20 protein-coding genes are annotated in these 19,425 nt (G+C 63.5%); 13 read left to right on the top strand and 7 right to left on the bottom strand.

Annotation, left to right across the window (positions count from 1 at the left end; genetic code table 11):
• Positions 1–16 precede the first annotated feature (16 nt).
• Positions 17–2,017, bottom strand: coding sequence for a hypothetical protein (locus NFJ07_RS16090; RefSeq protein ID WP_269995828.1), 2,001 nt, complete (start codon positions 2,015–2,017; stop codon positions 17–19).
• Between the two features lie 474 nt (positions 2,018–2,491).
• Here NFJ07_RS16090 and NFJ07_RS16085 point away from each other — a divergent pair, with 474 nt between their 5' ends.
• Positions 2,492–3,103, top strand: a complete 612-nt coding sequence (locus NFJ07_RS16085) for a J-domain-containing protein (RefSeq protein WP_269995827.1) — start codon at positions 2,492–2,494, stop codon at positions 3,101–3,103.
• A 25-nt stretch (positions 3,104–3,128) separates the two neighbouring features.
• On the opposite strand, the gene NFJ07_RS16080 is transcribed toward NFJ07_RS16085, so the two are convergent.
• The 3 genes from NFJ07_RS16080 to NFJ07_RS16070 are packed head-to-tail and all read right to left on the bottom strand — an operon-like array spanning position 3,129 to position 5,106.
• A complete protein-coding gene (locus tag NFJ07_RS16080) occupies positions 3,129–3,521 on the bottom strand; it encodes a nuclear transport factor 2 family protein (protein WP_269995826.1) in 393 nt (130 codons plus the stop codon).
• Positions 3,518–4,330, bottom strand: a complete 813-nt coding sequence (locus NFJ07_RS16075) for an SDR family NAD(P)-dependent oxidoreductase (protein ID WP_269995824.1) — start codon at positions 4,328–4,330, stop codon at positions 3,518–3,520. The genes NFJ07_RS16080 and NFJ07_RS16075 overlap by 4 nt, the downstream gene beginning before the upstream one ends.
• Positions 4,327–5,106, bottom strand: coding sequence for a hypothetical protein (locus tag NFJ07_RS16070; RefSeq protein WP_269995823.1), 780 nt, complete (start codon positions 5,104–5,106; stop codon positions 4,327–4,329). The genes NFJ07_RS16075 and NFJ07_RS16070 overlap by 4 nt, the downstream gene beginning before the upstream one ends.
• A 98-nt stretch (positions 5,107–5,204) precedes the next feature.
• Here NFJ07_RS16070 and NFJ07_RS16065 point away from each other — a divergent pair, with 98 nt between their 5' ends.
• Positions 5,205–5,714, top strand: a complete 510-nt coding sequence (locus tag NFJ07_RS16065) for a MarR family winged helix-turn-helix transcriptional regulator (RefSeq protein WP_269995821.1) — start codon at positions 5,205–5,207, stop codon at positions 5,712–5,714.
• A 4-nt stretch (positions 5,715–5,718) separates the two neighbouring features.
• Here the strand turns inward: NFJ07_RS16065 and NFJ07_RS16060 are convergent, their stop codons facing one another.
• Both NFJ07_RS16060 and NFJ07_RS16055 read right to left on the bottom strand, forming a co-directional pair.
• Positions 5,719–6,780 carry a Gfo/Idh/MocA family protein gene (locus NFJ07_RS16060; protein WP_269995820.1) on the bottom strand — a complete coding sequence of 354 codons (1,062 nt, stop codon included), beginning with the start codon at positions 6,778–6,780 and terminating at the stop codon, positions 5,719–5,721.
• A gap of 1 nt (position 6,781) precedes the next feature.
• Positions 6,782–7,636 carry a sugar phosphate isomerase/epimerase family protein gene (locus NFJ07_RS16055; protein ID WP_269995819.1) on the bottom strand — a complete coding sequence of 285 codons (855 nt, stop codon included), beginning with the start codon at positions 7,634–7,636 and terminating at the stop codon, positions 6,782–6,784.
• Positions 7,637–7,789: 153 nt separating this feature from the next.
• Between NFJ07_RS16055 and NFJ07_RS16050 the strand changes: the two genes are divergently transcribed.
• The 8 genes from NFJ07_RS16050 (at position 7,790) to NFJ07_RS16015 (ending at position 15,972) form a co-directional block, all read left to right on the top strand.
• Positions 7,790–9,307 (top strand): M81 family metallopeptidase, encoded by a 1,518-nt coding sequence (locus NFJ07_RS16050; protein WP_269995818.1) that lies wholly within the window; start codon positions 7,790–7,792, stop codon positions 9,305–9,307.
• A 151-nt stretch (positions 9,308–9,458) separates the two neighbouring features.
• Positions 9,459–10,757, top strand: coding sequence for an extracellular solute-binding protein (locus NFJ07_RS16045; RefSeq protein ID WP_269995817.1), 1,299 nt, complete (start codon positions 9,459–9,461; stop codon positions 10,755–10,757).
• A gap of 30 nt (positions 10,758–10,787) precedes the next feature.
• Positions 10,788–11,750, top strand: coding sequence for a carbohydrate ABC transporter permease (locus NFJ07_RS16040; RefSeq protein WP_269995815.1), 963 nt, complete (start codon positions 10,788–10,790; stop codon positions 11,748–11,750).
• Complete coding sequence (locus NFJ07_RS16035; RefSeq protein WP_269995814.1) at positions 11,751–12,590, top strand: carbohydrate ABC transporter permease; 840 nt, start codon at positions 11,751–11,753, stop codon at positions 12,588–12,590. It begins immediately after the preceding gene.
• 7 nt (positions 12,591–12,597) lie between these two features.
• Positions 12,598–13,608, top strand: coding sequence for an ROK family protein (locus NFJ07_RS16030; RefSeq protein ID WP_269995812.1), 1,011 nt, complete (start codon positions 12,598–12,600; stop codon positions 13,606–13,608).
• A 32-nt stretch (positions 13,609–13,640) separates the two neighbouring features.
• Entirely contained in the window at positions 13,641–14,810 is a 1,170-nt protein-coding gene (locus NFJ07_RS16025; protein ID WP_269995810.1) for an ROK family transcriptional regulator, read from the top strand.
• Between the two features lie 27 nt (positions 14,811–14,837).
• Complete coding sequence (locus NFJ07_RS16020) at positions 14,838–15,584, top strand: copper homeostasis protein CutC (RefSeq protein WP_269995809.1); 747 nt, start codon at positions 14,838–14,840, stop codon at positions 15,582–15,584.
• 85 nt (positions 15,585–15,669) lie between these two features.
• A complete protein-coding gene (locus tag NFJ07_RS16015; RefSeq protein WP_269995808.1) occupies positions 15,670–15,972 on the top strand; it encodes a DUF4193 domain-containing protein in 303 nt (100 codons plus the stop codon).
• Positions 15,973–15,996: 24 nt separating this feature from the next.
• Here NFJ07_RS16015 and NFJ07_RS16010 read toward each other — a convergent pair whose 3' ends face one another.
• Positions 15,997–17,544 carry a CYTH and CHAD domain-containing protein gene (locus tag NFJ07_RS16010; RefSeq protein ID WP_269995807.1) on the bottom strand — a complete coding sequence of 516 codons (1,548 nt, stop codon included), beginning with the start codon at positions 17,542–17,544 and terminating at the stop codon, positions 15,997–15,999.
• A 91-nt stretch (positions 17,545–17,635) separates the two neighbouring features.
• On the opposite strand from NFJ07_RS16010, the gene NFJ07_RS16005 reads away from it, so the two are divergent.
• From NFJ07_RS16005 to NFJ07_RS15995, 3 genes are all read left to right on the top strand, one after another.
• Entirely contained in the window at positions 17,636–18,304 is a 669-nt protein-coding gene (locus NFJ07_RS16005) for an alpha/beta fold hydrolase (RefSeq protein WP_269995806.1), read from the top strand.
• Positions 18,305–18,511: 207 nt separating this feature from the next.
• Positions 18,512–19,006, top strand: coding sequence for an ester cyclase (locus NFJ07_RS16000; protein ID WP_269995805.1), 495 nt, complete (start codon positions 18,512–18,514; stop codon positions 19,004–19,006).
• A gap of 112 nt (positions 19,007–19,118) precedes the next feature.
• Positions 19,119–19,418 (top strand): hypothetical protein, encoded by a 300-nt coding sequence (locus tag NFJ07_RS15995; protein ID WP_269995803.1) that lies wholly within the window; start codon positions 19,119–19,121, stop codon positions 19,416–19,418.
• The last annotated feature ends 7 nt before the right edge of the window (positions 19,419–19,425 follow it).

Below are 19,425 nucleotides of genomic sequence, written 5' to 3'. Positions count from 1 at the left end.
CAATACTTTCGTTGGTCTACGCTCGGCGGGCGAGTAGTTGTGCGAAGACTCCGTTGGCAGACGTGATGTGAAGGAGGCCGCTTATGAGCGCGTAGAGCGGGACGGCTGCCAATGCCCACCAGGAGTCATCCTGGGCCGTCCCGCCAAGCGCTAAGAACATTGCAATGGCAATTGAGATGGCCAGCGTCCCCTCCCAAGCGAGCCGTCGCGCGAGCGACTTCGCCCAAGGCCACCCGGCAATGCGCTGCACAAAGTGACGGCGGCCATTGGCTACGGCGTAGACGAGTGCCGAGACTGCCGTGCTCATGGTCAAGGCGAGCAGAACGAGCGCGAAGGAGAGGGTCTTCATGCCCGCTGATTGATTCTGGAGCTGGCTGTTGTACAAACCCGCGTCGGAGATACGGTCCACCGAAAGGACGACGTCCCCCAGAGGATGGTTGCCGAGGTAATCCCGTACCCAGCGGGCATCACTGAATGTTAGGTTTCCGCTAGTGAGGAAGCTGCCGATCGTGCCGTCGTCGAAGGTCTCCGCCGGATCGTCGACGAGAACGATGAGCGGGTTCTGGAAGTGCGCCATTTCTCCCAGTTTGGGTGGCAACCCGGGAAAGTCTTTCTGGCCGGTGTAGCGGTATGTCTTGAACGTGCTCGCGAATCCGTCAAGAGTGCCCACTCTGGTCCAGAGAGGGTAATGACCCTCCAGATGATCTTTGAGGGCGGCCGGTAGCTGAACCGGGGAAATCCGTTCTGCCCGAGTGCCTAACGGATTCCCGGCTGCGGGCGTTGAATCGACGAGGGTTGAAATCGCCCTCAGGTAGCTGGGGTTCACTAGGACCGTGCCGTCATATCCGCCAAGGTCGGTGGACGCTCCTTCGTTCAGCGAAATGATATTCGCGGGTTTGAAGGAATAGGAGAACGTTAACTTGCCGGCACGGGATGCTGCGACGGCTAAATCGCGCATTTCCGTTAGTCGCCGTTCGAATTCAGTCTCTGAGCCGGTGCTGATCCGGACCGAGACATTGTTCTTCAGGGCTTCCCACTGGGCGTTTCTGTTTGAAAGGTTCGTCGCTTCGGCGATCGATGCCCCGACGATCGGCAGCGTGATTGTGACGAGGACGAGTGTCGCGCCCTTGAGTATCTCGCTAATCCATTGGAAGTGCTTCTCCGGAGGTTGGCGGGAAGCGATTTCGGAGACAGAGGTCCACATCATGGCGCTGACAATCAGGGCGCAGATCAGCATCCCACCCAAAGCCGACGCGAGGAAGGACGCGCTCGTGAGGGCGAACGGCAGCAGGTAGGACGCCTTGCCTTGGAGCGCCACCACCATGAGGACCGCGAGAAGGCCGCCGATTGCGGGGAGGGCAACGACCCGCACGAGCGAAAGTAGGTCCTCGCCAACGACATTGCCTGCAGTGGCTCCGCAGAGGAGTTTGAGCGAGCGGGCCCTCGCCCTCAGTATGTACCACGAGATCACAAGCGCAATGAGCAGGACGAGGCAGGTCAGGAACGTCAACCATGCCCCGGTAGTAAAGAGAGCATGCCCTAAAACCTCGGCGTTGCTCTTGGCTGAGATTGTGCTCTTTACTCCCTGGGTTTCGAGCCGCTGCGTCAGCTGTGATGTGGCTACCGGCGGTCCTGAATAGACGTAGGCGCCATTGAGGTTGGCCGTGCCGAGTTCGTGCGCGGAGCGGAGCTCGCCGTGCATGCCGGGTTTGAACCACTCCAGCTTCTGCGGCGCGACCGGCGCATCCTTGCCGAACACGTAGAGTGAACGCGCGTTGAAGAAGTCTTCGGGATCGGCCACGATCTTGGCCAAGTGGAGTCCCGAATCGTCCACGAGGGCGTCCAGCTCCGAAATGACCTGGGCTTTCGGCAACTGGACCTGGGAAAAATCGAAGCTTGCCCTGAACTCAGCGCCGCGAGGGAACGCTTCTTCGGCGGTCTGTATGTAAATGCCCGCCAGCACCGACAGGAATATGGCGATTCCAAAGGAAGTGACTCGCACCAAGATTTTCAGCATTTGAGATGGGTCCTCAGAGAGCGGGATTGAGCCCGCCTAGTCGGCTTGGAGCGAAGCCGACTAGGCGGACCTCAACGGGATTGGCGCGGTTGGGCGCTAACAGACCCGGTAGCGGTTCCGGCGACCGAGGACAGGGCTCCGGTGAGTGCGATGCCGGCCAATGCTTTCTTAATGTTCATTGAAATCTCCTCAATCTGAAATACGAAACGTCTTTCCACATCTGCTGGGCCTCCATCGAGCCAGCATCAGCCGATGAGGCCTCAAGACCACATGAGAGAGAACCGGCGTGTGGGCAGACTACGTGCGGAATCGACGGCTAGGTGGCGGATGTTCCCGAATTGAGTAGCCTCCGGCGGAAAATTGAGTAGCCTCCGGCGGAAAACTGAGTGGCCCAGGGGAAATACTCAGCCCCGGGGGTTTGCGGAATACTTGAAGCAGATCCAGGATTTCCGCAAGCGAAGGCGGTGATTGACCGTGAACGGTGAAAACAGTGTGTTCAAGCGCCGGCTGGAGCGAGCCATGGAGCTGCGGAATGTCCGCGCAACGGGCATGACGGCTGAGGAAGAAGCCGAACTTGAGGCCGCCGAGGAAAAAGAGCGGCAAAAGCGCAAGAAGGTAGGCGACGCCGCGCGGGTGGAATACCTGATCCGCGACGCCATGGCACAAGGGAAGTTCGACAACCTGAAGTACGCGGGCAAGCCGATCCCTGGGCTGGGGGAGCGCTACGATCCCGATTGGTGGGTCAAAGGCCTCATCCAGCGCGAGCATCTCAGCGGCCTCGGCCCGAAAGCCATTCTGCTCCGCACCGAGGATGCCGAATTGGATGCGAAGCTTGACGCTTTGTACTCAGAAAAGCAGGTGCGCGAGCTGGTGGAGGATTTCAACGCCCGGGTCATTGACGCGCGGCGCCAGCTCCAGGGCGGCCCGCCGGTGATCACGAAGACCCGCGACGTCGGCGTCGAGCTGGAACGCTGGCACGAGCGCCGGGCGGCGGCTGCCGAGGCAACCGCGGCCCAGGAATCGGTGAATCAGGAACTCGCGAGCAAGCGGCCGTGGTGGCGTCGCATCTGGAGCGGATTGGGCTAGGCCGGGACCGCGATGCCGGCCGCCCTTATGCGGCAGGAGGCTCGGGCTGTGCCATGGGTGACAAGTGCAGGCCTGCGAGCTGCCACCGCTCGTCCTTCCGGATCATGATCTGCGTAACGCGGAACTGGCCATTGGAAGGATGGCCAAGATAGCTGGCCCGTTGGTTTTGGATCCCGATGAGGACGGCCGAGTCGCCGTATGTGCGGACGGTGTTGATGCTCCACTCGAACTGTTCGTTGACGAGGGCCGCTTCCTGATAACGCTGGAGCCACTGGGCCCGTGCGAGTAGGAATCCGCGGGGGCCGACGGCGGTGAAGTCTTCCGCCAGTAGCTTGTCCAGTGCCGCCGCGTCAGCGTTTCGCTCCGCTCTTGCCCAGAGAAAGCTGAGCTCTTCGATGTCGGAATGGAGGTCATTCACGGCTGGGTTCCCTTTCTGCTGGTGTTGAACGCAGGCGTTCCTGCCAGCCGGCCGCCGTCGACGGCGAGTACGGTTCCCGTGACGAACGAGGACTGGCCCGAGCAGAGCCAGAGTGCGGCGGCAGCAACCTCGGCCGTGGAACCGATCCGCCCCAGCGGCACGGCGGCAGCCACATGGTCTTGGGCGGCTTGGCCCGCGCCGGCGAGTCGCTCGGTGAGGATGGGGCCGGGAGCGATCGCGTTGACCCGGATCCCGTGGGAGGCGTAGTCGAGCGCGGCCACCCGTGTCAGGCCGCCTACGCCGAACTTGCTCGCCACGTAGCCGCTCATGCCCGCGACGCCTTGTTCGCCCGCGGTGGAGGACATGTTGACGATCGCCCCGCCGTTTCCGCTTGCCAGCATGAGCTCGATTTCGTATTTCAGGCAGAGGAACACACCGCGCAGGTTGACCGAGATTGCGCTGTCGAACTCCGCGCTCGCCCACTCGGCCAGCGGTGCCGGGGCCCGCCCGCCGCCTGCGGCATTGTTGACCGCGGCGTCGAGCCGGCCGAAGCGGTCCCGGATCTGGGCCATCAGGGACTTCACCGAGTCCTCGTTGCCCACATCCACGGCCATGGCCACGGCATTCCCGCCGCCCGAAGTAATGGCGGCGAGCTGCTGGGACAGCCCCGCACTGTCACGCGCGGCAAGGACAACGTCTGCACCGGCGCCAGCCATCGCAGTCGCGATCTCCGCACCGATTCCGCGGCTCGCTCCCGTGACGAGCGCGACCCTGCCGGACAGTGGCCGGGTAGGATCCGCCGTCGTCATGGCGCTGTCCGGCTTGGGCCGTGCATTTGGCTTGTGCCGTGCATTTGGCTTCCGCCGGGCGCGTGCGCCCGGGGCTCTTGGTTCGCGGCTGCCCGGGTGCGCGGGAGCAGGAAGCCAGCAGCAACCAGCCAGAGCAAGCCACCGAAGCGCCCGATCGGCAGCAGGAACTGAAGGGGCTCGATCGCCATCGACAGGAAGCTCAACTCGGACAGTGCGGCAATGACCAGGCCGGTCCAAGCCAGCCAACGGGGCATGAAGCCCAAGATCAGGGCCGGGACCGCCATGCCTGCCATGAGGAGGCCGATTCCGACGACGAAGCCGACCCCTCCCGTGATGAACGCGAGGAACGCGAGCGCGTGGGTGAGCGTCACATCCGTAGTGATTTCGGGCCGGCTCAGCAACCAGGTCACGGAACCCGAAAACATCAGGAAGATGGCTGCGCTGACGCCGCCAAAGAAGCTAATGGCCGGTCCGGGAACGCGCACGCCGAGCCGGAGCTGCCGGGCATAGACGGTGGCCGCATAGATACCCAATGGCACTGCGGAACCGAATTGGAGCATGCCGCCGACCCTCATCGCGGCGACGTTTTGCTCGAAGAATGCGGCCACCTGATCCGTCGGGGCAAAGGGCGAGACGAACGTTTTCCCGCCTGTCAGGATTGCGGACGTGATGAGGCTGGCGAGGAAAATGCCCAGGCTGACGAGGGCAAGAACTCCGGGGTGTGGGCCGCCTGACCGGGCTGGACGGCCTTCATCGGAAATCGAACGACTACTCATGGCTGAACCTTTCTAGTAGTGGCTGAACTTTCGTAATTGCATCACTATTGAAATAGTTCACCTCTAGAATTGTTCTGTCAAGCATGTATTCTGGATCCATGGAGTTAGCCACACCGGGCCGGCCGAAACGGACCGCTTTTCTCTTGTCGCAGCTTGGTGCCGTGGCGTCGTCCCGCTTTGCCGACCGCACACGGGAGATCGGCCTCACGCCCAGCGACGCCGGCGTCATCCGCCTGCTCGGACGCGCCCCCGGGTTGAGCCAGCGCTCCCTCGCGGACAGGCTCGGTGCCGTTCCCAGCCGAGTGGTTTCACTCATCGACTCGCTTCAGGACCGCGGCCTCGTGGAGAGGGTGCGCAGCAGCACGGACCGGCGGAACTATGAACTCCACCTTACTGACTCGGGCAAGCACGTGCTGCAGGAACTGCGCGGGATTGCCGAACAACATGAAGCGGAGCTTCTGGCCCCGCTGACAACGGAGCAGATTGCTCAACTTGACGTGTTGCTCGCGCAGCTCGCCACCGGCCACGGGCTGGACAGGGACCTCCACCGCGATGTCGGACGCGACGGCGGGCCTGGCGCCGGCCGCGACGGCCGACGTCAGGCCTGAGCGGCTACAGCACCACTTCGCGGCCCGTCCTGCTGGACTCGTAGATCGCGGAGATGATCTTGATCAGCTCAAGGCCGTGGGTGGCCGGAGCGGCCTCGGCGGCATCGCCCCTAGCCGTGGCCAGGAACTGCTCCACCTCGTTGCGGTAGGCCACAGCGCTAAAAGTCGGCGAATCCAGCACCGGCGAAATATCCAGCAACGTGTCGTGCTGTTCGGTGAAGATTTCCAAAGCCGGCTCCAGCTGTGCGCCACCTTTGTCTCCGAAGATTTGGACCTTGGTTTCATCCGCGCCGTGCATCGAGTAACTGGTGTCGAAATGCATCACTGCGCCGTTGCTGAACTTGATCAGTGCTGTGGCAAGGTCTTCGACGGGGTCCGCCGGTTGTCGTGCCGGATCGAAATCGGCGGATAGGTACCGGCTGACGTTGGAGATATTGTTCCGTGCACCGATCTTGTGGAACACGGTTCCGGAGACCGAGGCCACGGAGGGACAACCCATGAGCCACCAGCAAATGTCGATGAAATGGACGCCCAGATCGATGAGCGGCCCTCCGCCTGACAACGCTTTGTCGGCGAACCAACCGCCGGGATTGCCTACCCGGCGCAGGCAAGTCGCCTTGGCATAGTAGATCTGCCCCAGGTCACCGGCGTCGATAAAGCGCTTGAGTACCTCGGCGTTGGGCGAGAAACGGCGGACATACGCTACCTGCAAAACGGCGGCACTCCGCCGGGCGGCAGCATCAACGGCCAAAGCCTCCTCCACGGAGGCCGTCATGGGCTTCTCGATCAGCACATGCTTGCCGGCTTCGAGCGCCGCAATCACGATTTCGGCGTGCGTGTCATTGCGCGTGCAGATGCTGACGGCGTCGATCCCGGGATCGGCCAGGAGCTCCTTGTAGTCCGTGAAGACTTTGACTGCTCCATATTCCGCGGCCCGGCTCCCGGCCCGCGCAGCGTCGATGTCGCAGACAGCCACCAAGTGCGCCGACGGCGAATCACGGTAAGCGTCCAAATGCATGTCCGAGATGGTCCCCAGACCGATGACTCCAACGTTCAGCGCCCCCATGTCAGCAGCCCTCCCACAGTGCGGCGGCATTGCGCAGCGATTCGGGCGCAGCCGTGAGGCAGTCCTCGCGGCCCTCATATTCCACGGAACATGGTCCACTGAAGCCGAAGTCCTTGATCAGGCGAAGGACACGCGGCAGGTCCATGTCCCCGAGGCCGAATACGGAACCCTGGATATGGTCCCCTGCCAGCGTTTGCAGCCAGCCGCCACCGGGGCTTCGCTTCCGGCGGTAGAAATCCTTCAGATGCACCACAGACGCGTAGGGGAGAAGCTTGGCGACGGCCGACTCCGGCAGCTCATCGACGCACAGGAAGTTGCCGATGTCCAAGGTGATCTTGAAATTTTCGCGGTCCACGGCGTGCACCAACTGCAGCAACCGTTCGCTGGCGTTGAAGGCCATGCCGTGGTTTTCCACGCTGGTGGTTATTCCCAGGGTTGCCGCGTGGTCGGCGAGTTCCCGGGACGCCGGGACCACCTTCTCCAGGGCATCGCGATATTCGGCGTATGAGGTGGGGCGCCACGCCCACGGCACAACGTCGTGGCGGAAGCGGCTGATCCCCATCCGGTGGGCCGTGTCCAAGTGCGTCTTCACCCGGGCGATCTCAGCCGCCGGGTCGGTGCCGAGGAAATCCGCACCCACCACATAGTTGACCAGGGCGATCCCGGACTCCTCGGCACGCTCGCGCAATCCTTCGGCCGCCGCCTGGTCTGCGGAAAGGTCCACGCCCAGTCCCGCCTCGGCCACTTCGAGATGGCCGGCCTGATGGGAAGCCGCCCAGCCCGGCAGCTCCAAAAGGCCCACTCGTCCGTCGGCCAAGGCTCCCGCCAAACTGTACGTACTCAGCCCAATCTGCATTGTTCGATCCTCTTCCGTGGATTCCGCTTGCCGTCACTTGCGAGCCCACGTTAGGCAGGATTCCGGGCGAAAAGGGCTGGTTGAACTTCATTCGGCATTGAACTTTCGCGGCCGCGCCCCGGTCCCGCAGCGAACCTCAATATGGTGGCAGGCATGATGGAAAAGAAGCCCCGGATCCTCATTACCGGAATCGCCCTCGAGGCCAGCACCTATTCCCCTGCCCGGACCCGCATGCAGGACTTTGTCCGGCGGGATGGCCAGGAGATCCTGGACCAGTACCCCTTTTTCGCACCGGGCCATCCGGTGCGCGAGGCGGCGGACTGGCTGCCGCTTGTCCATTTCCGCGCCATCCCGGGCGGGGCCGTCCCTTCCGCGGATTACGCCGAGATGAAGCGGACGATTCTTTCCGCTGCGGCGGATGCCTTGGACGAGGGCCCGGTGGACGGGCTCTACTTCGACATCCACGGTGCCATGAGCGTCGATGGCACAGATGATCCGGAGGGCGATTTGCTCCTTGCCCTACGCGGTCTGCTCGGCCCGGACGTGCTGGTATCCAGCGGCATGGACCTGCACGGCAACGTTTCCTGGACGTTGGCGCACCAACTGGACATCCCCAGTTGCTACCGCATGGCCCCGCACGAGGACTGGCTGGAAACCAAGGAACGCGCAGCCGCGAACCTGCTGGAGCGTCTGGCACTGCCGGAGGCCACCCGCCGCCCTCTCAAGGCCTGGGTTCCGGTCCCCATCCTGCTGCCCGGCGAAAAGACCAGCACCCGATTGGAACCGGCCAAGTCGCTGTACGAGGAGGTTGCCGTGATCGCCGGGCAGCCCGGCGTGCTCGACGCCGCGCTGTGGATCGGTTACGCCTGGGCCGACGAGCCGCGCAACCGTGCCGTGGTGATGGTCACCGGTGACGACGCCGACGCCGTCGCGCGCCATGCGGGCGGGCTCGCCGTCGAGATGTGGAACAGGCGGGACGAGTTCCGTTTCGTGGCGCCCTCGGCGCCGCTGGCTGAATGCCTCGCGGCAGCGGAGGCAAGCACGAAGCGCCCGTATTTCATCAGCGATTCCGGGGACAACCCCACGGCCGGAGGAGCCGGAGACGTCACCTGGACCCTGCACAAACTCCTTGAGCACCCACCCGTCGCGGCCGGAACGCTGCAGGCCATCTATGCCTCGATCCCGGATGCCGCCGCCTTGGACGCCTGCATTGGGGCCGGTGTCGGTGGATCCGTCTCTGTGGACGTAGGCGCTCGCGTGGACGGCACACAGTCCGGTCCGGCGCGGCTGGACGGCATTGTGGAGCATCTGGCCCATGGCGACCCTGTGGCCCTTGACGAGGCCGTCATCCGTGTTGGCGGGCTACGCGTCATCGTGACCCGGCGCCGCAAGCCCTATCACCTGGAATCGGACTTCCTGCGGAACGGCTTGGATGCCCGGGCAGCCGACGTTGTGGTGGTCAAGATCGGCTACCTCGAGCCAGAGCTCTTCGACATGGCCGCGGACTGGATGCTGGCGCTCACCCCGGGTGGCGTGGACCAGGACCTGCACCGGCTGGGCCACCAGAGGATAGCGCGGCCCATGTTCCCGTTCGACGACGGCAGTGCGGCGCCTGACCTGGCCGCACGGTTGGTACCGGCATCAAACCAGCCGGCCGGCGTCGAGCGCTGAGGGGCGGGCCGCATGCGTCCCGGGCGCCAAAATCGAACCGCAACTAACTTCGATTCCGAACTAAGTTAGAGCCCCTTCCGAAGCATCAATCCTCCGTGATTTCGTTTCCTGCATGGTCAATTGACCCTGTGAGTTCAAAGTGGAGGAAGCGATGAAAGAACTTAGTCGACGTGGTTTGCTCGGTCTGGGCGGAGCCCTGGGTGCCGCAGCCTTGCTGTCTGCATGTGGTGAGGCCTCGGGCTCCGCTTCTTCGGACAGCCTCTCCACTCCGGCAAAGCTGCGGGTCTGGTTCATGAAGGACTCCGTGTCGGACAAGGCCCAGGCGTGGCTGAAGCAGGAGTTCGAAAACAAGTTCCAGGGATCCACCCTCACCATCGAGCAGCAGGAGTGGGATGGCATCGTCCCGAAGCTCCAGACCGCCCTGGCCAGCCCCGAATCGACGCCGGACATCATCGAACTTGGCAACACCCAGGCGCCCACGTTCTGTGCGGTGGGAGCGCTGGCCGATCTGAGCGGCATGAAGGAAGAGCTCGGCGGTGCAAATCTGACCAAATCGCTCGTGGAACTCGGCAGCTTCGAGAACAAGATGTACGCCGCACCCTTCTACGCGGGAAGCCGGATCGTGTTCTACCGGAAGGACATGTTCCAGCAGCTAGGGCTCGCGATACCGAAGACCATTGATGAGCTGACCGCCGTCGCAACGAAGATCCAGACCGGCAACCCCGAGAAGAACGCACACTTTTCCGGGATGTTCCTGCCCGGGATTTCATCACAATCCGCGTTCGCTTGGGTCTTCAGCAATGGCGGACGACTGGCCGTGCAGAAGGACGGGAAATGGGAAGGCAGCTTGTCCTCGCCGGAAAGCCAGAAAGCCATCGCCCAGCTCCAGGAACTGTGGAAGACGGGCTCCACCACCGGAACCATCACCGACTCCACCATCGGCTCCCAGCCGTACACCGCCTTCAACACGGGCGAGGCGGGAATGTTCTTCGGCTTCAACTTCCATCTGAAAAAGATCAAGAAGGAACTCCTGGACGCCGGCAAGGTGGGGTACTTCAACTTCCCTTCGCCTAAGGGTGACTCCGTGGGCAACCCTTTTGCCGGCGGCTCCAATGTGGCCATCTCGAACAACAGCAAGGCACGGGGGCTCGCCAAGGAAGCACTCAAACTCATCTTCAGCAAGCCGTTCCAGGAGTTCTTCGCGACCGAGGGAGGCTGGGTCCCCGGAAACCTGAACTACGCAGCGGCCCTCGGGCGGGACGAATTGTCCAAGGTCACCATCGAGGCCGTCAGGAATTCCGTGGGCACCCCGGCAGCCAAGAACTGGGCATTGGTGGAGAGCGCCAAGGTGGTTGACGACTTCTTCGTGGCCATGGGCGCACTGAAGGATCCCGTTGGGCTGGCCAAGACGGCCGACGCCAAAATGACCGAAATCCTCAACAGCAAATAGGCCCGGCGGGAAGCAGAAAGGACCGAAGCCATGACCGTAACCAGTACGCGTGCGAAGCCGGAAGGGACCCTGCCTGACCGGACTGGACCAGCGGCCCCCAGGAAACGCAGGCGCAACCCCCTGCCGTACCTCCTTCTGCTTCCCGCGGTGCTCATTCTCCTGGTGGACATGGGCTACCCGCTGCTCCGCCAAATCACCATGGCGTTCCAGCACTTCTCCCTTGAGCAACAGTTCGGCAAACCCGCCGAATTCGCCGGGCTCGACAACTTCACCCGGGTGCTCGGCGATTCGGCATTCTGGCTCACCCTGGGAAGATCCCTTGCCTTCTGCCTTGTGTGTGCCGCACTGACCATGGCCATCGGGATCGGAGGGGCGCTTCTGCTCACCAAACTCTCGCGCCCGGTTTCCGTTTTCGTCCAGGCCGCCATGCTGCTGGCGTGGGCAATGCCCGTGTTGTCCTCGCTCCAGGTGTTCCAGTGGATCTTCGATTCCAGGTCCGGGGTGGTCGACTGGACACTGGCCGGACTCGGATTGCAAGGGATGGCTGGCTACAACTGGTTTTCCAACCCCCTGACCTTCTTCGCAGTGGCGGCCATCCTGGTCATCTGGATGAGCGTGCCGCTGGTGGTCTTCATGGTCTACGCATCGGTCACCCAGATCGATGAGTCCATGCTGGAGGCCTCAACGCTCGACGGCGCCAACGGCTGGAAGCAATTCCGCGAAATCACCGTTCCCACCATCGCCCCGGTTCTCCTGCTGGTCACGATCCTTGAAATCATCTGGGACCTGCGGGTATTTACGCAGATCTTCATCCTGCAGAAAAACGGCGGTATCACTGAGCAGACCAACGTCCTTGGCACCTACGTCTACCAAGTGGGCTTGTCCGGCGGAGACTATGGTGTGGCTTCCGCGACCGCCCTGATCATGCTGCTGATCACGTTGCTCCTGACCTGGCGTTATGTCACCCAATTCCTGAAGCAGGGAGAAGTCTGAATGGCCCTCAAACCCAGCCCCGTCCGCCGCTCGGCGGCCAACATCACCGGCCTGGTCTTCGGTCTGCTGTGGATTTTCCCGGTCTACTGGTTGGTCAACAATTCGCTCGTCACGGACGATGCCTTGCAGTCCCGCACGCCGTCGTTCCTGCCGCTCGACTTTACCTGGGCGCACTACGAGACAGTACTCCACGACGGCCGCTTCTGGTCCGCCCTGCGGATGAGCTTCGGGGTGGCCTTGATTGTGGTGGTGGCCGCACTGCTTTTCGCCTTCTTCGCGAGCATGGCGCTCAGCCGCTTTCGGTTCAAAGGCCGCAAGATCGTCATCATCTCGGTGCTCGTGATCCAGATGATCCCCGCTGAAGCCATGTTCATATCCCAATACAAAATGATCGACAGCTGGCACCTGCTCAACTCCGTGCTCGGCCTGAGCCTGCTGTATATCGGGGCATCCGTGCCTTTCACCATCTGGATGCTCAAGGGCTTCGTTGACGGGGTCCCCGTGGAGCTCGAAGAGTCTGCCATGATCGACGGTTGCTCCCGAATGGGCGCATTCTTCCGGGTGACCTTTCCGCTCCTGGGCTCCGGACTCGTGGCCTCCGGGATCTTCGCCTTCCTGGCCGCGTGGAACGAATACACCTTGGCATTGGTACTGCTGAGCAGCGATAACAGCAAGACCCTCCCGCTGTGGATCCAAGGCTTCAGCGGCCAGAACCAGGCAACGGACTGGGGTGGGATCATGGCCGGTTCCACCCTCATGGCGCTACCCGTGATCATCCTCTTCGTCATCGTGCAGAAGAAGATGGCCCAGGGCCTGGTTGCTGGCGCGGTGAAAGGCTGACATGCAGTTGAGCGTACAAACCGCCGGTTCCCCTCCGACGTCGTTGATTCTGGGCCCGGGCGCTCCCGTGATGGTTTTCGACGTCGGCGGAACCGACCTCAAATACGGTGTCGTGGACGCCGCCGGCCGCTTCGCACACCAGGGATCCACGCCGACGGCCATTGGTTCGCAGGACGAGTTCCTGGACCAACTGTCCGGCCTCGTCGCCACCTACCAAGGTGGGCCCCCCGAACAACGGCCGCAGGCAATTGCCGTCAACGCGCCGGGCATAGTGGATGCGGGCAAAGGCATCGTGGTCTCCGCCGTGAATCTAGGCTGGCGCAACTTCGCGCTCTCCTCGGCTCTGCAAGCGCGCGTCGGACTTCCTGTGGTGCTCGGCAACGATGTGCAGGTGGCCGGTTTGGCAGAGCACCGCCTGGGGGCCGCGAAGGGGCTGCGGAACGCCTTGGTGATGGTCATCGGCACGGGGATCGCCAGCGCGGTCATCCTGGACGGCGAAGTGTACGACGGCGACGGGTACGCCGGAGAAATCGGCCACGCACGCATGGAGCCACTCACGAGCACCGTGGCCATCCCGTGTACCTGCGGCGCTTCAGGATGCCTGCAGACGGTGTCCTCGGCGTCCGCCATCGCACGCAACTATTCAGCCGTGTCCGGCGCGCCCGCGGTTGGCGCGAAGGAAGTGATGGAGGCCGCAGCAGCGGGTGACCAGGCCGCCGTCGGGGTCCTGAACCGGGCATATGACGGGCTCGCGCTGGCGATCGCGCAAAGCGTCGCACTTCTGGCACCGCAAGCCGTCATCTTCGGCGGTGGCCTGTCCAATGCCGGGGACGCGCTCCTTCTCCCGGTGGCGGCCCGGTTGGAGTCCATTCTGAGTTTCCACCGCAGGCCCCTGCTCCTGCCTGCGCAGTTCGGCTCTTCGGCAGGGCTTCTCGGCGGCGCCGTGCAAGCCCGTGAGCTACTCTGCAAAGAGCGGCCCAATGGCGGGCGGCAGACACCGAGCCCCTGGAGAGACTGACTTTGGGTTACAAGCCTTCCTACGCCAAGACCGTGAAAAGAACCGGTCCCCGGGACATCGCGCTGACCGAATACTCCTCCAGCATCCTGTCCATGATCGCCAGTGGCAGGGCGAGGTCGCGCGCCGACCTCGCGCGCACCCTGAACCTTGCCCCATCCACCATCACCATCAAGGTGAACGAGCTGATGGAAGCCGGACTTATCAGCGAAAGCGGTTCAGGTTCCGCGACTGGAGGCCGGAGGCCCATGCTCCTGGAACTGGTCCCGGACGCGGGCTTCATCCTGGCGGCGGACTTGGGCGCCCATCATTTGTGGGTCGGCAGGCTGAACCTCTCCGGCAATCTGCTTGCCTCCGAAATCAGGGCCATCGACATCAACGACGGCCCCGGAGTGGTTCTGCCCCAGGCCGCCGCCATGATGCGTGCCCTGACCGATCCGGCCGTCGATCCTCCGCTGCGCGGCGTAGGGATGTCCTTGCCCGGACCGGTCAACTTTGCCCAGGGCGCGCTCGACTCGCCGTCCAGAATGCGCGGCTGGCACGAATTCAAGGTCCGGAACTGGCTTGCCGAGGAATTCGGGACTTTGGCGGTTGTGGACAACGACGCCAACATGATGGCTTTGGGCGAGCACACGCTGCGCCAGCGGGAATCACCCGATTCCAAGGTCCGGCAGAACACGCTGTTCCTCAAAGCAGGGGCCGCGATCGGCTGCGGGCTCATCATTGACGGACAGGCCTACCGCGGCGCCACCGGTGCCGCCGGAGATATCGCCCACGTGCAGATCCCGGCCGCGGGCGATGCTCCATGCTCCTGCGGCAACCGCGGCTGCCTGGAGACGGTCGCCAGCGGGTCCGCCATCATCCGCGACCTGGCCGCCGTCGGGATCGATGCAGCGGACGTCAACGACGTCGTCCTGCAGGTCAACAACGGCGACCCGCACACCACAACGCGAGTCCGTACCGCCGGCCGGATTCTGGGGCAGACCCTCAGCATTGTGGTTAATTTCGTGAACCCGGATGTGGTGGTGCTGGGCGGCGGACTTTCGCAATTGGAGCCCTATGTTGCCGCCGTGCGCTCGCAGCTTTACGAAAGCTGCCATCCGCTCGCCACCAAGAACATCGTCATCGAAGCGTCGCTCGCCGGTTCGCAGGCCGGCCTTCTCGGCGCCGGGCAGCTATGCCTGCGCACGGTGCTTGCGTCGTGAACATTCGGCCCATCCAACGGGGGAACCATGAAGATTGAAATATGCGTCCAGGACCTGGACGGGGTTCGCTGTGCCATCGACGCCGGTGCGGACCGCGTCGAGCTCTGTTCAGCGCTTGAGACCGGCGGCCTCACCCCGAGCGCCGGCCTCGTTGAGGCAGCGGCGGAGCTCGCGCGCGACGCCGGTCGCCAGGATTTCGTCCACGTGCTCATCCGCCCGCGGCCGGGCGGCTTTGTCTATTCACAGTGTGAGATTGACGTCATGCAGCGAGATATCCGGCATCTGCTTGCTGCCGGCGCCGACGGGGTTGTCGTCGGGCTGCTGACCGCTTCAGGCGATGTCGACGCCGCCGGCGCCGAGGCGCTGATCGATGCGGCGGGAGGGACTTTCGTCACGTTCCACCGCGCGGTGGATGCGGCCCGGGATCCGCTTCAAGCAGTGGACGACGCCGCCAGGCTGGGTGCGCAGCGCATTCTCACCTCGGGGGCGGCCCGGGCCGCGGGCGACGGAATCGACATGCTCAAGCGCATGGTTGCGGCCCTCCCCGCCGAAGTTTCCGTCATGGCCGGCGGCGGCGTCACTGAGGAGGCCGTACCCGGGCTTTTGGCCACGGGAATCCGTGCAATACACTTGTCGGGCCGTAAGCTCACGGTCGATTCCGCTCCGTCCGGGCCGGGCGGCGGGGATGGGATACGCTCGGTGACGCATCCGGCCACAGTGGAGCGGATGGTCAGGGCAATGCGCACCGCGGAGGCAATGACGCACAGGCGCTGATTTTTGCCACATTGTGGGGAATAGCAGCCGCATGGTGTATGTTGCACATTCGCCAGCAAATATACAAGAGAAGAGATAACCCCAGGTGGCAACCGATTACGACGAACTCCGCTCCGACGTCGCGGAATCCCAAAGCACGTCACTTCAGGCCCTGCAGTCTGCCAATGCTCCGGACGCGCGCAGCGTTGTCCGGGAGCTGGACGAAGCCGATGCTTTTGAAGGCAACGAGGTACCAGGCGGCGAATTCGTCGCCGAGGAACTGGTCATTGCGGTCGTTCCCCAGAAGGAAGATGAGTTCACGTGCTACTCGTGTTTCCTCGTCCGTCACCGCTCCCAGATTGCCCGTGAAAAGAACGGCCACGCCTACTGCGTAGAGTGCGAAGGCTGAGCCGCTGAGGCGCAACCTCGTCCCTCACAGGGGATTCAAGCGCTTCTTCTTGGCGACCTTTTCATAGCGGGCCTTGGAATCCGCGGCTCGCTGCTCTTCGGCAGCGAGCAGGGGGCCATAAGGCGAGTTGTCCTCCACCGATCCGCCGGTATCGTTTGCGATGCGGAGCAGCACCGAGCGGCTTACAACGCTGTCCTGGTGCTCTCCTAGGATTTTCTGGAGCTCACGGGCGTCACGGGCCAACCGCACAGCGGCCTTCCCGTGAACGTCCTGCAGCGCTTCGGCTGCATGGCGCAGCCGTTTGGCGTCTTTGCGGACCTGGTGCAATGCCGTGTCGCTTTCGACGCCGGTTTGCTGGGCCGCCGCCTTCTGGGACCGACGCAACCGCTTGATCACTTTGTCGGCCAGCTTGGCCGTGGCGGGACGGGCCTTCTTCCCTGCACTAGGCCTTGCGGGAGGCTTGTCGCGGAATTCCTCAAGCGCGTCCAGGAGCCGGAAATATCGTTTCGTTCCCAAGGAGCGGAGCATCTCTCGATACCCGGAGTTGAAGGCGGCCTCGAGTTCGTCATTGATCTTGGTGGCAGCTGGAGCGGGCACCAAGCCGTCGGGTTGCTCGTTCAGCAGCTCCCCGATCCGGTCGCGCAGCACCTCGGCATCCCGGGCCTTGCCCAGGACCTTGGTCAGCCATTTCAGTTCGGCCTTGAGCTGATCCCCGGCGTCGGCGTCGAAGAGCTGGCCGTAAGCGGACAAAGTCGAGCGGAGCCTGCGGGTGGCCGAGCGCATGCGGTGAACGGCGTCGTCGGCGCCTTGCCGGACCCCGGAGTCCAGTGCGGTGATTTCAGCGATCTGTGCGGCTATGTAGGCAACTACCGCGTCTCCCGCAGAACCCTTCGGACGGGCTTTTGGCGGTGCGGGCACGGCGGCTGGCCAGGCTGTTCCGAACGCGCGGGCCAGCTTGGAAGCATGCTCCGAAGGGGTTGCGCCGGCCCCTGACAAGACGCGCTCCGCACTCTCAAACAGGGCTTCATCGCCGTGGACCAGTTCGATTTCCCATTCCCGCCATCGCCTCTCCAATTGCGTTGGGTGCAAGGTCTCGGCCGTCACGTGGTCATCCACGAAATCGGCTAGAGTGACGTCTTCGCTTCCGTGCAGGCGATGCAAAGTGCGGCGGGTATGGATCCGGGCCACGGGCCTGAGCTCTTCGCCGCGGGTGAACACCAGAAGCCTCTCCGCTAGCTCCTCAGGAACGATCTCGGGCTGCCCCAGCGGCGCCTGGATCTCCACCCGGGTGTCCCGGTCTGCCGGCAGTTTCAGATGCCAACCTGAATCGGTGCCGCCGGTGCGGCGCCGCAAGGTGATGCGGTGCTTGGCAAGGATCAGGCCTTCCGTGTCGAAGTAGACGGCCTCAAGTTGATGATCTGCAGGGTCAGCGACCTGCTCGACGCCGGTGATGTCCTCGAACGCCGGAAGGGGCGTTTCCAAGTCAGCGTCGTACTTGCGTTCTGTTTCCACGGATTCCTGGGTCGACATGTCGCTTCCGCCCTTCTCGTAGCTGGCCGCACCTATAGGCATCCTCCCACCAGGCCTTCAGCAGGGAAAGACCGGGCCAAAGCATCTGCAGCGGGTCCCTTGCAGGCGCAGCGATCCGGGAGAGAATGTGGGCATGACTTCGTTTGTGCTAGTGCCAGGGGCGGGCGGCTCAGCCTGGTATTGGAGCCGCGTCGTCCGCCACTTGCAGGAGGCAGGCCACGATGCCGTTGCCGTCGAGCTGCCCGGCGACGACGAAAATGCTGGCCTGCCCGAGTACGCGCGCTTGGTTGAGGCGGCAATCAGTGGACGGAACGACGTCGTGCTGGTTGCGCAATCGCTTGGCGGTTTCACGGCGCCCATGGCGGGCGCCCGGACCGGCGTCGCAGAGATCGTCTTCGTCAACGCGATGATTCCCAACCCAGGTGAGACCCCCGGTGCGTGGTGGGATAACACAGGCTGGGAGGGCGCGCGCAAGCATGCTGCCGCGGCCGGTGGTTACAGCGCAGAGTTCGATGTGAACGAGTACTTCCTGCATGACGTTCCACCAGAGCTTGCGGCCGAGGGGGAACCGTACCAGCGGCCCGAAGCAAATGCAGTCTTCGCGTCGAGCTGCGAATTCGTGGAGTGGCCGGCCGTGCCCGTCAGAGTACTCAGCGGTGAGGGGGACCGGTTCTTCCCGCTCGAGTTCCAGCGCAGGGTCGCACGGGATCGCCTCGGACTTGAGCCGGATGTCCTGCCCGGTGGGCATCTCATTGGGCTGTCGAATCCGGCTGGAGTTGCCGACTACCTCTTGCGCCGATGAACTTTTTACAACCCCGGTCCTTCGATTCCCTAGACCGGAATCGGCCCAAGCCCTAAGATCACTCTGACGGCACCAGCCCTGCGCTGATCGATGTCCGTCGCGGTCTCACCCTTAAGTGTGAGCGCCGGGTCCGTTCCGCGACTCCTGGGTCTCCGAACGGGCCCGGTCGACCTCCACGGGGACTACCGGGCCAGAGGAGGCCTTGCCATGAGTGAAGCCAACAAGGAACTGGTGCGGCGCCACTTCCAGGAAATCTGGAACCAGAGGCGACTGGACGTTTGTGAGCAAATCATGGCCGATTCATACGTGGAACACGCCCAGGCTCCTTTCGGGACTACCGAGCCAGGGGCCGTCGTCGGACCCCAAGCGATGCGCGAAACCGTGCAGTGGCTGCTTGCCCAGTTTCCCGACATCACCATGACGATCGAGGCGATTGCCGCCGACGGCGATACGGTAGCCGTCCGCGTTTTATCGGAAGGCACCAACCTCGGGCGCCTTAGCGGACGGGGTCCTGCCACCGGAAAACGCATGTCCGCGCGTCAATCGCACTGGTTCAGGATCGAGGACGGCAAGCTGGCTGAGCATTGGGCCACTCGTGATGACCTCACAGCGATGCTCCAGCTTGGCGTCGTCAAGCAGCCCGGTCCGCCGAAAATCGTGGCGATGATCCAGCGACTGGCAGGCCGCCGCAGCGGAACTTGACCCCGTCGGCTCTCCCCGCTCGACGCAATTCGCGATGGTTAGAGAGTAATTACTCGTAGAGGGTGACGGCAACGCGACAACGGAGGATGCTTGATTGATGGGAGGGAAAAACATGACACGAGACGTGAGCCATTTCGAGCGCCTTTCGGCGTGGACGGAAAACGACATGAAGCCAGCCGTCGGCAAGCTGTTGCGCGGCGATGGCGTGCCTTCCGAGCTGCAGGAAGACAGCCGTCCCTCGCCCCTGGATTTCCAGATCCCTGATGAACTGGACCGTGCCCTGGAGTCGGCTTCACAAACGCTCAGCCTCACGGCCAGCGAGATATTGCGCGAGGCCCTGTCCGAGTGGCTGGGCAGCCATGGACAGCCGGCCACGGGCCACCATCCGTTCGGGAAGCACACCGCGCTATAACGTGCGC

The sequence above is a fragment of the Arthrobacter sp. B2a2-09 genome (assembly GCF_027587375.1).
In the GTDB taxonomy this organism is placed as follows: domain Bacteria; phylum Actinomycetota; class Actinomycetes; order Actinomycetales; family Micrococcaceae; genus Arthrobacter.
This window is presented reverse-complemented; position numbering and strand designations above follow the sequence as displayed.